Source organism: Intestinibacillus massiliensis (genome assembly GCF_900155735.1).
Taxonomy (GTDB): Bacteria; Bacillota; Clostridia; order Oscillospirales; family Butyricicoccaceae; genus Intestinibacillus; species Intestinibacillus massiliensis.
Genome location: NZ_LT707055.1, coordinates 103,488 through 116,403, shown reverse-complemented (window position 1 = coordinate 116,403; position 12,916 = coordinate 103,488). Strand labels below are relative to the sequence as shown.

The 12,916-nt window shown below is 60.7% G+C and carries 10 protein-coding genes; 2 read left to right on the top strand and 8 right to left on the bottom strand.

Features of this window, described 5'->3' with window-relative positions:
• The 4 genes from argS to CZ203_RS05090 all read right to left on the bottom strand — a co-directional run.
• Window positions 1–1,392, bottom strand: a 1,392-nt coding sequence (argS, locus tag CZ203_RS05105) for an arginine--tRNA ligase (protein WP_087065090.1), incomplete at its 3' end; no start/stop codon positions are given.
• A gap of 62 nt (window positions 1,393–1,454) precedes the next feature.
• Window positions 1,455–1,883: a DUF1934 domain-containing protein gene (locus CZ203_RS05100; RefSeq protein WP_087065089.1), complete on the bottom strand. Its 429-nt coding sequence runs from the start codon at window positions 1,881–1,883 to the stop codon at window positions 1,455–1,457.
• Between the two features lie 45 nt (window positions 1,884–1,928).
• Window positions 1,929–2,594, bottom strand: coding sequence for a glutamate racemase (murI, locus tag CZ203_RS05095; RefSeq protein ID WP_087065088.1), 666 nt, complete (start codon window positions 2,592–2,594; stop codon window positions 1,929–1,931).
• A complete protein-coding gene (locus CZ203_RS05090; RefSeq protein WP_087065087.1) occupies window positions 2,587–3,654 on the bottom strand; it encodes a D-alanine--D-alanine ligase family protein in 1,068 nt (355 codons plus the stop codon). The genes murI and CZ203_RS05090 overlap by 8 nt, the downstream gene beginning before the upstream one ends.
• A 257-nt stretch (window positions 3,655–3,911) precedes the next feature.
• On the opposite strand from CZ203_RS05090, the gene CZ203_RS05085 reads away from it, so the two are divergent.
• Window positions 3,912–4,481 (top strand): hypothetical protein, encoded by a 570-nt coding sequence (locus CZ203_RS05085; RefSeq protein WP_087065086.1) that lies wholly within the window; start codon window positions 3,912–3,914, stop codon window positions 4,479–4,481.
• 51 nt (window positions 4,482–4,532) lie between these two features.
• Here the strand turns inward: CZ203_RS05085 and CZ203_RS05080 are convergent, their stop codons facing one another.
• Window positions 4,533–8,156, bottom strand: coding sequence for an S-layer homology domain-containing protein (locus tag CZ203_RS05080; protein ID WP_159456373.1), 3,624 nt, complete (start codon window positions 8,154–8,156; stop codon window positions 4,533–4,535).
• A 357-nt stretch (window positions 8,157–8,513) separates the two neighbouring features.
• Between CZ203_RS05080 and CZ203_RS05075 the strand changes: the two genes are divergently transcribed.
• Window positions 8,514–10,805: a WG repeat-containing protein gene (locus tag CZ203_RS05075; protein ID WP_159456372.1), complete on the top strand. Its 2,292-nt coding sequence runs from the start codon at window positions 8,514–8,516 to the stop codon at window positions 10,803–10,805.
• Between the two features lie 45 nt (window positions 10,806–10,850).
• On the opposite strand, the gene CZ203_RS05070 is transcribed toward CZ203_RS05075, so the two are convergent.
• From CZ203_RS05070 to CZ203_RS05060, 3 genes are all read right to left on the bottom strand, one after another.
• Entirely contained in the window at window positions 10,851–11,303 is a 453-nt protein-coding gene (locus CZ203_RS05070) for a YjbQ family protein (RefSeq protein WP_087065083.1), read from the bottom strand.
• Window positions 11,304–11,334: 31 nt separating this feature from the next.
• Window positions 11,335–12,192 (bottom strand): glucose-1-phosphate thymidylyltransferase RfbA, encoded by an 858-nt coding sequence (rfbA, locus tag CZ203_RS05065; protein WP_087065082.1) that lies wholly within the window; start codon window positions 12,190–12,192, stop codon window positions 11,335–11,337.
• A gap of 261 nt (window positions 12,193–12,453) precedes the next feature.
• Complete coding sequence (locus tag CZ203_RS05060; protein ID WP_087065081.1) at window positions 12,454–12,783, bottom strand: EAL domain-containing protein; 330 nt, start codon at window positions 12,781–12,783, stop codon at window positions 12,454–12,456.
• Between the last annotated feature and the right edge of the window lie 133 nt (window positions 12,784–12,916).

Here is a 12,916-nt window from a genome sequence, read left to right as displayed (position 1 = left end):
GGCGACGCCGGCCTCGGCCACGCCCGCCAGCACCGAGCAGATGCGCGCGTGCGCATACTGCACATAATAGAGCGGGTTCTCGCTGTCCTGCCGCACGGCAAGGTCGAGGTCGAACTCCATCTGGGTATCGGCCGCGCGGGAGTTGAAGAAAAAGCGCGCCGCATCGACCGGGATCTCGTCCAGCAGGTCGGAGAGCGTCAGGCTCTTGCCGGTGCGCTTGGACATGCGGACGACCTCGCCGCCCTGCATCATGCGCACGAGCTGCATGAGCACGATCTCCAGGCGGCCGGAGCCGTCCAGGCCGAGCGCGTCCAGCGCGTGCTGCAGGCGCGCCACGTGGCCGTGGTGGTCCGCGCCCCAGATATTGATGACGCGGTCAAAGCCGCGCTGCTCGAACTTGTTGCGGTGGTAGGCGATATCCGCGGCGAAATAGGTGTAGAAGCCGTTCGCGCGGCGCAGCACGTCGTCCTTGTCCGCGCCGAAAGCGGTCGAGCGCAGCCACAGCGCGCCGTCCTGCTCATAGGTCGCGCCCTTGGCGGCCAGCAGCTCGCAGGTCTCGCGCACATAGCCGGTGTCGTGCAGCGTGGATTCGCGGAACCACACGTCGTAATGGATCTTGTAGCGCTCGAGGTCGGCCTCCATCTTGGCGATGTTGTGCGGCAGGCCGAAGCCCACGATCACGTCGAAGCGCTCCTGCTCGTCCATGCGGAGCAGCTTGTCCCCGTGGCGGTCGGCCAGGATTTGCGCCAGCTCGCGGATGTCCGCGCCCTGGTACCAGCTCTCGTCGAACTGCACCGCGTCCTCGCCCCGCAGGAGCTGGATATAGCGCCCCTCGACGGAGTGCGCGAACTTATCCACCTGGTTGCCCGCGTCGTTGATGTAAAATTCGCGGGTCACGTCGTTGCCCGCCCAGGCGAGCACCTCGGCCAGGCAGTCGCCCAGCACGCCGCCGCGCGCGTTGCCCATATGCATGGGGCCGGTCGGGTTCGCGGAAACGAACTCCACCATGACCTTTTCCGGCTTGTCCGCGCGGGTGCGGCCAAAATCCGCGCCCTCCTCGGCCACGGCGCGCAGCGCGTCGCCGTACCACTTGGCGCCCAGGGTGAAATTGATGAAGCCGGGACCCGCGATCTCCGCCTTTTCAAAGTAAGTACCGGCAAGGTCCATCGCGCCCACGAGCGCTTCCGCGATCTTACGCGGCGGCTGGCGCAGCGCCTTGGCGCACTGCATGGCAAAGGAGGACGACCAGTCGCCGTTGGCGGCGTCCTTGGGCGCTTCCGCGCGCACGGCCGGTACCTCGGCGCTGGGCAGCGTGCCCGCGGCGACGGCGGCGCGGTATGCCTGCGCGACGACGGCCTGCGCCTGCTGCTTGGCGTTTTCAATCAGGTTCATAGGTTCACACTCCGTTATATTGTTTCTGTATTATTACGCTTTGTATTTGAATCGCCCGTCCGCTATTGCGGCTGGGGCGTGATGACCATTTCAAAATGGTGTTCGCCGGTGACGTTGTTATCCACCTCGATCGTGTAATCGATCGCGAGCTGGCCGCCGTCCTCCCCCACCGTGTTGTACACGCGGGAGGTGTGGGTCGAGACCGTCATCGTGCCGTAGCCGGTCTCGTACAGGCCGACGTGGCGCTGGTTCTCGATGAAGAGCATCTGCGAGGGGTAGGTGCCGGTGCGGCGCATCATCACGGCCTGCCCGTCAAGCTTGATGGTCGTGCGCGTGCCCTCCAGCCCGGTCAGGGCGCTTTCGTCATAGACGAGGTAGTATTTGCCGCCGCGCTCGTAAAGCAGCGCGCAGGTGACCAGGTCGACCTGTTCGGGGTCGGTGCCCTCAAAATGCTGGGTGCTGCTGATGGCGACCAAAACTTCTTTCTTCATTCGTCTGTCGGTTCCTTTCGGCCGCGTGCCGCAGCCCTTTGTCCTTTAATNCGCGCGGCGCACCGCGTCCGCCGCCTCCGCGCCGGAGTCGACCAGCGTCACGCCGCCGCCCATAAAGTCCGAGATCACGTCCTGGAGCAGCGGGTAATGCGTGCAGCCGAGGATCAGGGTGTCCACGCCGGCGTCGCGCAGGGGCTGCAGGTATTCGCGCACCACGGTCTCGATCACGATATCCCCGCGGTGCACGCGCCCGTTTTCCACCAGCGAGACAAACAGCGGGCAGGCAGCCGCCCGCACGTCCAGGCTAGGGTCGGCACGGTGCAGCAGGCGCTCGAACACGCCGCTGCGCACGGTCGCCGCGGTGCCGATCACGCCGATCCTGCCGGAGCGCGTGACCTGCCGCGCCTTTTCGCACGAGGGCGCGACCGTGCCGAAAACCGGCAGGCCGAATTCGCCCTGCACCGTCTCGAGTGCGGCGGCGGACGCCGTGTTGCAGGCCACGACGATGGCCTTGGGGTCGAACTGCAGCAGGAAGCGGATGTCCTGCCGCGTATATTTAATGATGGTATCCCGCCCGCGCGTCCCATAGGGCACGCGGCCGGTGTCGCCGAAGTAGATGATATTTTCCCGGGGCATGATCTCATGCAGGCGGCGCACCGCGGTCAGGCCGCCGAGGCCGGAATCGAACACGCCGATCGCCCGGTTATCCATGCGCGGCCTCCAGTGCGAATTCGACCAGCCGGTCGATCAGCTTGGCGTAAGGGATGCCGCTCTCCGCAAACAGCTTCGGGTACATGCTGATGCTGGTGAAGCCCGGGATGGTGTTCACCTCGTTGAGCACGATTTCGCTCCCCTGATACGTGCAGAAAAAGTCCACGCGGGACAGGCCGCGGCAGCCGAGCGCCTGGTAGACGCGCACCGCGGTCTCGCGCACGGTCTCCATGGCGCGCTCGTCGATATGCGCGGGGATATAGAGCGCGGAGGACTCGTCGTTATACTTGGCGTCAAAGGTATAGAATTCCTGCGTCGGGGCGATTTCGCCCGCGGTCGACGCGACCGGGCTTTCGTTGCCCAGGACGGCGACCTCGACCTCGTGCCCGTCGATAAATTCCTCGACCAGCACCTTCCCGTCCCAGCGGAAGGCTTCCTCCAGGCCGGCGCGCAGCGCCTCCGGGCCGTCCGCGCGCGTCACGCCGACCGAGGAGCCGGACGAGCACGGCTTCACGAACACCGGCCACGAGCCGAGCGCCCGCATCGCCTGTGTGACGACGCTTTCCGGGTCGCGCGCGAACTGTGCGCGCCGCGCAAGGTAATAGGCCGCCTGGCGGACGCCCGCCTGTTCCAGGATGACCTTGGTGATGCTTTTATCCATGGTGTTGGCGGACGCGGCCACGCCGCACCCGACATAGGGGACGCCCGCAAGCTCGAGCAGCCCCTGTACCGTGCCGTCCTCGCCGCCGACGCCGTGCAGCACCGGGAACACCACGTCCGCGCGCAGCACCTCCACGCCGGTGGAGCGCAGCACCAGCAGGCCGTGCGTGCTGCGGTCGGGCGAGAGGACGGCGGGCGTCAGCGCCCCGCGCTCCCAGGAACCGTCCTGGATGGCGTCGGGCTGCGCGTCCTCGCACAGGAACCAGCGGCCGTCCGCCGTGATGCCGACGGCAAACACATCATATTTCCCATGGTCGATATTGCGCAGGATGGACGCGGCGGAAATGCAGGAGATATCATGCTCCGACGACACGCCGCCGAATAAAACGATCAAATTCATTGTATGTTTCTTCCCTTTTCCTTTGATATCTATTCAGTATTAAGTATACGCTAAGACTGCCCAAAAGACAAAATATTTTTTAGGCAAATGTCCGGCTTCCTGCGCGGTATTTCTGTGCAAACAGCCCAAAAGGCGTAAAAAAAGCGCCCCACAGCGTGGCGCGCGCATCCCGGCTTGACATTTGGAACATTTGTTTGTATTATAACAGGCATCCGATAAAGTTACTTTTTGACACATCCTGAAAAGGGGGACAATCCATGTTTGAAAACCACAAAATCCCGGCCTTCGCCCGCCGCCTGGCCGACCTGCCCGACGAGCCGCAGCTCTCAGCCGGGGAACTCAAGGCGTATTTCGACAGCAGCCCGGAGGAGCTGCGCCGGGCGGTCAACGGCGTGTGCGACGACGCGGCGGCGCTGGAGGGGCGCGTGGACGGCATCGTCGAGCGCACGTTTGGCGGTGCGGTCAAGGAGGGGATGATTGATGCGGGGTACCGCGGGACGCTGGCGACAAAGGGCGACCTGGCCGCGCTCCAAACCAATGTGGCAACGGCCATTACGCAGGCGGCCGCACAGAAATGCGGGGCGACAGCCGGCACCTACCAGGGCAACGGCTCCCTGAGCCACGACATTGAACTCGGGTTTGTGCCGCTAAGCGTCATCGTAGCCGACCCCACCGCAGACAGCGGCACAACCGCAACGATCAGCTTCTGCGGCCTCGGCGTCCCGGGTCAATCCGCAGGCAGCGTGGTGTTAACGGAAACCGGTTTTATGGTGCGGCTCGGGCTAAACCGGAACGGGCATGTCTACGTATATCTGGCACTTCGTTAAAAAAAGGGAAAACCCCTGAGGATAAATCCTCAGGGGTTTTTGCTTTGAAAATTATGCCTGAACAGTTGCTTCCAGGGTGATAACAATCTTATCAGCCGCCTTGGAAGTGATAGCTACAGTAATGTTCGTAAGATTGCTAGCCGTTACAGAAGTAATGCTAGTCGTATCGAACTCATAACCTTCAACCGGGGTCAGGGTGTAAGATACCGTCAGCTTGTCGCCAGCAGTCTTACCGGCAACAGTCCACGCAGCCGCCTTTTCGACGTTTACGTTGGTCAGACCCACCAGATCCGGAACCGTGGCCACGAAAGTATCAACAGCCGCAGCTGCCGGAGCAGAAAGCGTGTTGGAGATAGTAAGCGCAGCGATCTTGGTCTTCGGAACGGTGAAGCTATAAACAACCGTAGCAGTCTCGCCGTTGTTCTTGGAAACAACGCCCTTGGCAATGCCAATGTCCGCAACAGTCAGGTTGGAAGCAAGTTCCTTACCAGCAGCAGCCTTGATAGACATGGTAACGTTTACAACGTCACCGACTACCAGCTCATAAGCGTCAACAACAGACTTACCTTCGACTGTAACTACAGTGCTCGCCGGAACAATAGTTACATCGCCATTAGCCGGAGCCGTGATAGCGGACACAGCACTCAGCGCAGTGCCTGCGGCAGTCGTAAGAGAACCCTGGAAAGTAATGCTGCTAACAAGCGCACCCGTCAGCTTAGCAGTCGCAGTCGCAGTCGCAACCGTCTCGCCCTTGCTATCAACAATTGCGAAGGTCAGCTGATACTCGCCACGAGCAACGTTCTTGTCAGCGGTAACAACTACATTCTGCTTTTCCTGGTCATCCGTCTTGGTCGCAGTCTTAAGGGTGAAACCATACGGAGCGTTAACCAGCTTGATGTCCAGATCCTTCGCTACGTCGGTCTTGGTCATCTCGAAGGTCAGGTCAACATCAGCAGTGTTTGCAGTAGCTGCGGAAGCGTCAGCAACCTTGATGGAAGCGTAGCCTTCCGGAGAGTAGTTGTCAGCGTACGGGCCGCGGAACTGGTTGTCACCAGACTCAACGACCAGAACCTCGAGGTCTTCCTTGTCCTTATCCAGGTACAGGCAGTTCGCCATCTTCGGATCGGTATTGCCGATCTTGACGCCGTCGCTCACATACTTGGAAGCGGTGCGGATGCTGCCTTCGGTGGAACCGGTCTTCGCATCGGTATCGACATAGAAGACAACGGTATCAGCCGTTACGTCTCTCTCGCCGTGGTTGACGAACTCGACAGTGCCCTTGTTGCTGCTGACCTTATTGATCGCATCCAGGCCAAAGCCGCTCTCGTCCAGCGTGTAAGCGTGTACATCGTCGATGTAGCGAACGCCATTGTCGTCCTCGTCGGTGAGGGACTTGTAGCCGATCAGGGTATTCTTCTGACGGTCTGCAGTCTTAGCATTCTTCTCGGTGACGGTTACGGTCTCGCCGTTCTCCAGCAGAGCAAGATAGGAGATCTCGTTGGAACCGGTCTCACGGACATCATTAAGAATGTAAGCGTAGTAGTCGTTGGAAGAAGTGGTGGTCGGCAGCGCATTGATCGTGAACGCAACCGCGCCAGCGCGATCCAGGCCATTCATCTCAGCGGTGAAGTAATAAGCCTTGCCGCCAATTACATTATACTCACCGTTATCCAGGTTCTTCAGCTGCTTGCCGGTCAGGACCTTGGAGTCGTTGCCCTTGTCAGAGCCGCTGCTCTTGAACAGGATAACCTTGGCCTTGTCGTCAATGGTCTTGCCATTGATGGCATCCTTGCCAATGCTGTAAGCGTACTTATCGTGGAAGGTGTAATCGCCATAGTAGTCCTTCGTGGGAACCGGGGTCTCGAAGGAGTACTCGCCGCCGGAGATGCTGTACTCGTACAGCTGGCCAACGTTCAGCGCACCATACTTGATCGTGCTGTCGTCATCAACGTCAACAACCTTGGTGGTGTCGTTGAAGAACTGCAGCTTAACCTGGTTGCCGCCAATGCCGGCATCCTTGTTGATAACCATTGCGATGTCGGTTACGTCACCAGCAGTGGAAGTACCAGAGGAGCGCTTCATCTTGTAAGCTACGCCGTTTACAATGATAGCCTCAACGGTGTTGCCCGCCTTGACAGTATTGATATCGGTGTTGCCATCCTTGTCTTCAGCGCCGTTGTACCAGGTGCTGTCGATCTGATACTCGTTGTAGGTAGACAGCGTGTTCTTGGACTTGCTGTCCTTCTTCATACCGGACAGCTTGCCGGTAACAACGTCAGCCTTCTCGATCTTCTGGCAGTCGTTGTAACGGTCATAAGAAATGATCGCCCAGTCGTCCTTCGCCAGGTTCTCGTCAATGTTCTCGTCGTCAAAGTTGTAGCTCTTGCCCGCTACGATCTTGGAGGAAGTAACAGAAGAAACTTCAGCCGCGGTGTAGTCGGTGATGATAACGGAGTCGAAACGGCCGTTACCGTCGCTATCAACAAAGCTCATGGTAGCTGCGGAAGTATCCCAGTTGTCAAACAGTTCCTTCGCAGTAAAGCCATAGTTCGGAGCCTTGGCGTTGAACTTCTGGCCAGCCTGGTTGGTGAATACGTCCTTAGCAGTGCCGCCAGTAGACGCATCTTCAGAACCGATCAGGTTAGACTCAGAACCGTTTACTGCAGTATAGTAAACGTCGATGTAGTCATTGCCATAAGCGTTCTCGATAGAATAGGACTTGCCGCCGAACTTGACCTTCTTGTCATCCGCCTCAACGCCAGAAGCGTTGACAGTGTAAGACTCGTTGTCAGAAATCGCGTACACGCCCAGGACATTGTTGGACTTGCCGTCCTTGAACATAACCTTGACCTTCTGGCCGAGCAGAGAGGAGTAGTCTTCCTTAACCTTGGTGAAGGAAGTAGCGTACGGCTTCTCGTTCTTGTCCAGGTCGCTCTCAGCCTTGTCAACGCCCGTCAGGGTGATGGAGTCCTTGCTAACGGTGGTCAGGATACCAACCGTCTTGGTCAGACCCATATAAGCCTTACCAACCGTCTCCTTCACGCCGCCGTTCAGCAGGTCGTCGAAGGAATCGGAGTCGGTGGACCACTTTACGCGGTTTACATCCAGGGTGTTGTAAATCATCTGCGCCGCATACTGGCGGGGCAGGCCAGCTTCGAGGCCGGAGTTTACGTCGTCCAGGATGCCGGCAGAGCCAGCGTACTTCAGGGTGTTCGCAGACCAGTTCGGGCCGGTCAGGACAGCCTTGTCAGCGTCATAGCCAGCTACGACCAGCAGCATCTTCGCCGCTTCCACACCGGTTACGGTTGCGTCCGGATCAAAGTGGGTCGCATCCTTACCAGCGATGATGCCCTGAGTTTCGCAGAACTTGATGTAGCCTGCAGCCCAGTGGCCGGTGATGTCGACGAACTTGGTGGAGTTCGTCTGATAAGCAGAGTCGTCGATCTTGTTGTTGCGAACAACGAAGATCATCTTCGCCATCTCAGCACGGGTAACCGTGTTGTCCGGCTTGAAGCTGCCGTCCGGGTTGCCTTCGATGACACCCAGTGCGGTCAGCATGTTTACCGCGTCGTTGGCCTTAATGTCAGCCGCGTCGGTAAACGCCGCGCCAGCCATCATGGTGAACGCCATAGCGAACGCCATAACCAGCGCGAGAATCTTTTTGAGATTCTTCATAGGTTTTGTTCCTCCTTTAAATTTTGGTCTCGTGTTCCTGATTGGAACCGTTCCCTTATGGAACATAGTTTAGCAGGAGGAGCCCGCCCCGTCAACGGGATGTTCGGATGTGTAACACGAGTGTAATATTCCGTAACATTTCCCGCGCCGGGATATTCCCCATACAATGTATGCGCCCGGCCGCGCCCCCTCCCCGCGCTATTTCCCGGGCGCACAGTTTCAAAAATTAGGCAATTTCGCCCATTTCCCGCGCCGTAATGTTTCATTCTCGTTTCAATTGCCCCGGTATGGTTGCCGTGCCATCCAATTCTCGCTATACTTGGGTTAACAGGAAATCTATATATAGGGATGAATGCCATGAAGAAATACCTATTTGCAGTATTGCTCCCGCTGATGCTGCTGTTTACCACCGCCGCGGCCGCCGGGCCGACGCTGTTCCCGGTCGAGACCGTCGGCGAGGACGGGGTCGCCCGCTGGGGCTATATGGACGAGTCGGGTGGCCAGCCGATCGGCTTTTTCTATGCCGAGGCCGGCGTATTTAATGAATATGGCCTTGCCGCCGTCCAGAACGCGCAGGGGCAGACCGGCGTGATCGACGCTACCGGCCGCCAGGTCATCGCCTACCAGGAGACGCCCCAGTCGGTCGACTTCAACGCGGAGGCGGTCGCCTTCCACTACGCCGGGCGGACGCTCTTCTTCGCGCACGACGGCACGCCGTACGATACCGTGTTCCCCGCCGGGGTCGGCTTTTTTGAGGACGGGTTCCTGCGCGTGCGGGAAAACGGCCTGTGGGGCTACGCCCTGCGCGACGGTTCGATGGGCATCCCGGCGCAGTTCGCCGAGGCGGGCGATTTCGTAAACGGCCGCGCGCTCGTGCGCAAAGCCGACGGCGCCTATGCCGTGCTGTCGCAGAACGGGACGCTCACCCCCCTGCCGGGCGACGCGGCGTACCTGTCCATCTACGCGGGCGACCTCGCGATCCTGCGCGACGGCGGCGCGATGCGGCTGTACTCGCTGTCCGAGGGCGATTACCTGAGCGAAATGATCTATCAGGAGATCAGCCCCTACCACGACGACGGCTACGCCATGGTCAAGCAGGGCAACAAATGGGGCATCATCACCCCGAAGGAAAACGTATCCGTCGAGCCGCAGTATTACTACCTCTCCTATATGGGCGAGGGCGTGTACGCGGCGCGCGGTGAAAACGGCGAGGTGCTCGCGATCGACGCGAACGGCACACGCATCTATTATACCGATACCTATGTGGGCGGCTTTGAGACCTTCCGGTTCGGCCTGTCGTGGCACGGCACCATGGATGGCGGCGTGATGTTTTTCAACAAAAACGGCGTGTTCAGCCGCAAGATCGACGGCGCGGAAAACCCGGAGATCGTGAGCGGCGACGTCGCCGCGGTCACGGTGGACGGCAGCCGCCAGTACATCCGCCTGTCCGACGGCAAGGTGCTCTACGCCCCCGCGCGCGTTTACCAGCTTGACGGCGGCGTGCAGGTCGAGACCCGCAAGTACGAGCGCTACGTCGGCACGCAGAAGGACGGCACGGAATACGGCTGGCACCTGTCCTACCCGCAGTTCACCGGCATGAAGGACGCCGCCGTGCAGGCGAAGGTCAATTCCGCGATCGAAAAGTTCTTCCTGGACGGCCCTTCGGACGCCGCGCGCCGCCAGTCCCTGGTCGGCGACTACGGCTTTGCGTTTTACGGCCGCGTGCTCGTGGTCTATGCGGACGCGACGCTCGGCCTGGGCGAGGGCGCGACCCTTTGGAACGACAGCATCGCGCTCGATTTCAGCACCGGGCAGCGCTACACCGTCACCGGCAACCTGCTGCTCCCGGGCTATGAAAGCGCGCTTTCCGCCCAGCTCCCCGCGCGCTTTTCCTCCTATGACTATGTACGCATGGCGGGCGACCACCTGACGCTGTTCCGCAACGTCGCGGCGACGCAGTCCTCCCCCGCCCGCGCGGAAACCGCCGAGATTCCCTACAACAGCATCTGGGACGTGATCGACACCGACAGCGCCTGCTACCGCGCGCTGTCCCCGTCCGCCGCGAAGGCCGCGGAAGCCACCGTCCCCGACGTTGTGGCCGAGGCCGCGCCCGTGCAGCGGTTTACTGACGTGCCGGCAACCCACTGGGCGTATGAGTACATCGAAAACGCCGCGGCCCGCAGCCTGATGACCGGCAGCGGCGGACGGTTTGAACCCGACCGCCCGGTGCTCGCCTGCGAGGCCGCCGCTTCCCTGACGCGCGCGCTTGGGCTGGCGCCGGGTACGATGCCCGGCCTGGACAGCGGGGAATGGTACGCGCCCGAAGTCGGCGCGGCCTATGAAGCCGGCCTGCTCGGCGGCCTGGAAGCCCAAAACTGGGACGCCGCCCTGCCCCGCGCGGACGTTATGCAGCTTGCCGCCAACACCGTGCGCCGGGACGGCAAGGGCGCGCTGAGCGACCTGCAGGTCATGCGGTCGCTGGCGCGCTATTCCGATACCGTGTCCATCCCGGCCAACCGCCGCGAGGCCGCCGCATTCTGTGTGCAGAAGGGGCTTATCACCGGCTCGAACGGGCGGCTTACGCCGCAGGCGCCTGTCACGCGCGCGGAATTCGCCAAGCTGCTGCTCTCCATCTCCGAAGCCAAATAAAAAAGAAGCACCCGGAAAGCCCGGATGCTTCTTTTTTTATGCGGATTATTCGCCCATGACCTGGAACACCACGTCGCGCGTGCGGTCGCGCGTGTCGCACTCGACCAGGGTCAGGTTCTGCCACGGGCCGATCGTCAGCTTGCCGTTGACAAACGGGATCGTGATGAACGGCGACAGCAGCGCGGCCTTGATATGGGAGGAGCCGTTGTCGTCATGCCAGGTCTCGTGATGGTGGTAGTGGATCACGCGGCCGGTCTCGTCGGTATAGGGGGAAAATATGTCCATTGCGGCCTTGAGGTCATGGTACACCATGCCCGGCTCAAACTCGAGCGTCGTCAGGCCGGCGACGCCGCCGGTCGTGAAGCCCGTGATAATGCCGCTGTGGACGCCGTACTGCGCCACCGCGGCGCTGACCGCGGCCTGGAAATCCTCGGTCACGTCGATCATCCCCATGTGCGCCTTGGTGCGGTATGTTTTGGTTTCGGTATAAACTGCCATGGTTTCCGTCTGCTCCTTTATGCCTTTATTTTTAAATGCACATCAGGTACTGCCCGTACAGCGTCTTGCTCTGCAAAAGCCCCTGCTCATGCACCTGTTCCGCGGTGATAAAGCCGCTGCGGTATGCGATCTCCTCGATGCAGGCGATATAGCGCCCGCTCTCGTCCTGCACGCGCTTGACCGCCTGCGAGGAGGACAGCAGGTTGTCCGCCGTGCCCGCGTCCAGCCACAGGAAGTCGCGGTCGAGCGTGACGACGTTCAGTTCGCCCTGCTGCAAATAGTGGTTATTCACGTCGGTAATCTCCAGCTCGCCGCGCGCCGAGGGGCGCAGGGTCTTGGCCACCGACACGACGCGGTTGTCGTAAAAATACAGGCCGGGGACGATATAATTGGATTTCGGGAAGCGCGGCTTTTCCTCAATGCTGATCGCGCGGCCGGTCTCGTCGAACTCGACCACGCCGAACGCGCGGGGGTCGTCCACATAGTAGCCGAACACGGTCGCGCCCGTGGTGTTGGCGCGCGCTTTGGCCAGCTTGCCGATCAGGTCCTGCTCGTGGAAGATGTTGTCCCCGAGCACGAGGCAGACCGAATCGTCCCCGATAAAGCCCTCCGCAATCAGGAATGCATCCGCAATGCCGCGCGGCACGGGCTGCACCGCATAGCTGATGTGCACGCCCAGGCGGCTGCCGTCCCCGAACAGGCGGGTAAACAGCGCTTCCTCCCCGGGCGGGATGATGATCATAATATCGCGGATGCCGGCCTGCAGCAGCGCGGCCAGCGGGTAATAGATCAGCGGCTTATCATAAACCGGCAACAGCGGCTTGCAGACCGGCAGCGTCATCGGGTATAAGCGGGTGCCCTTGCCCGCCGCCAAAAGGATTCCCTTCATGCGTACTCCTTTGCTCTATGGGGTTGATACCGCGCCGTATCCAAACGGCGTGCTTTCGGGATTTAATACGTTACCGCACATAGTATACCATACTGCTCATATATTCGCCAGACCGTGTTTTCTTAATTTTTACAAAACACCCCGGCCTGCCGCCCATGCCCCCTATATTCTTGCCTGCTTTTACATTCAGTATAACAAAAACGCGGCGGCCCGTAAAGGGCGGCCGCATTTTTGCACGTATGAGGCCGCGCCCCCCTTGCGTCAGGGACCGTTCCCGCGGCGCCAGGCTTCAAAATCCGGCACCGGCAAGGGCTTTGCGTAGATATACCCCTGGATCAGGTCGCACCCCAGCTCCCGCAGCAGGGCGAGCTGCTCCGGGGTCTCGATGCCCTCGGCAACCGTCTGCACGCCGATCTTGCGCGCCAGCTCCAGGAGGGAGGCGATCAGGTCGCGCATCTTGGCGTTGCCCATGTCCTTAAAGAACCTGCGGTCCAGCTTGATCGCGTCCACGTCGAACTCCATCAGCAGCCCGAGAGAGGAGTAGCCGGAGCCGAAATCGTCCAGCGAGCACGCAAAGCCCAGCCTGTACATCTCCCGGATGGATCCCTTGACCCGCTCGATGCCCTTGTCGCCGAAGAAGATGGATTCCGTCCCGCCCGTCCGTGCCCATCACGGCCAGGCCGGAAAACCCGAGCGTCCGCGCCTTGCGTTCCATAAACGAACG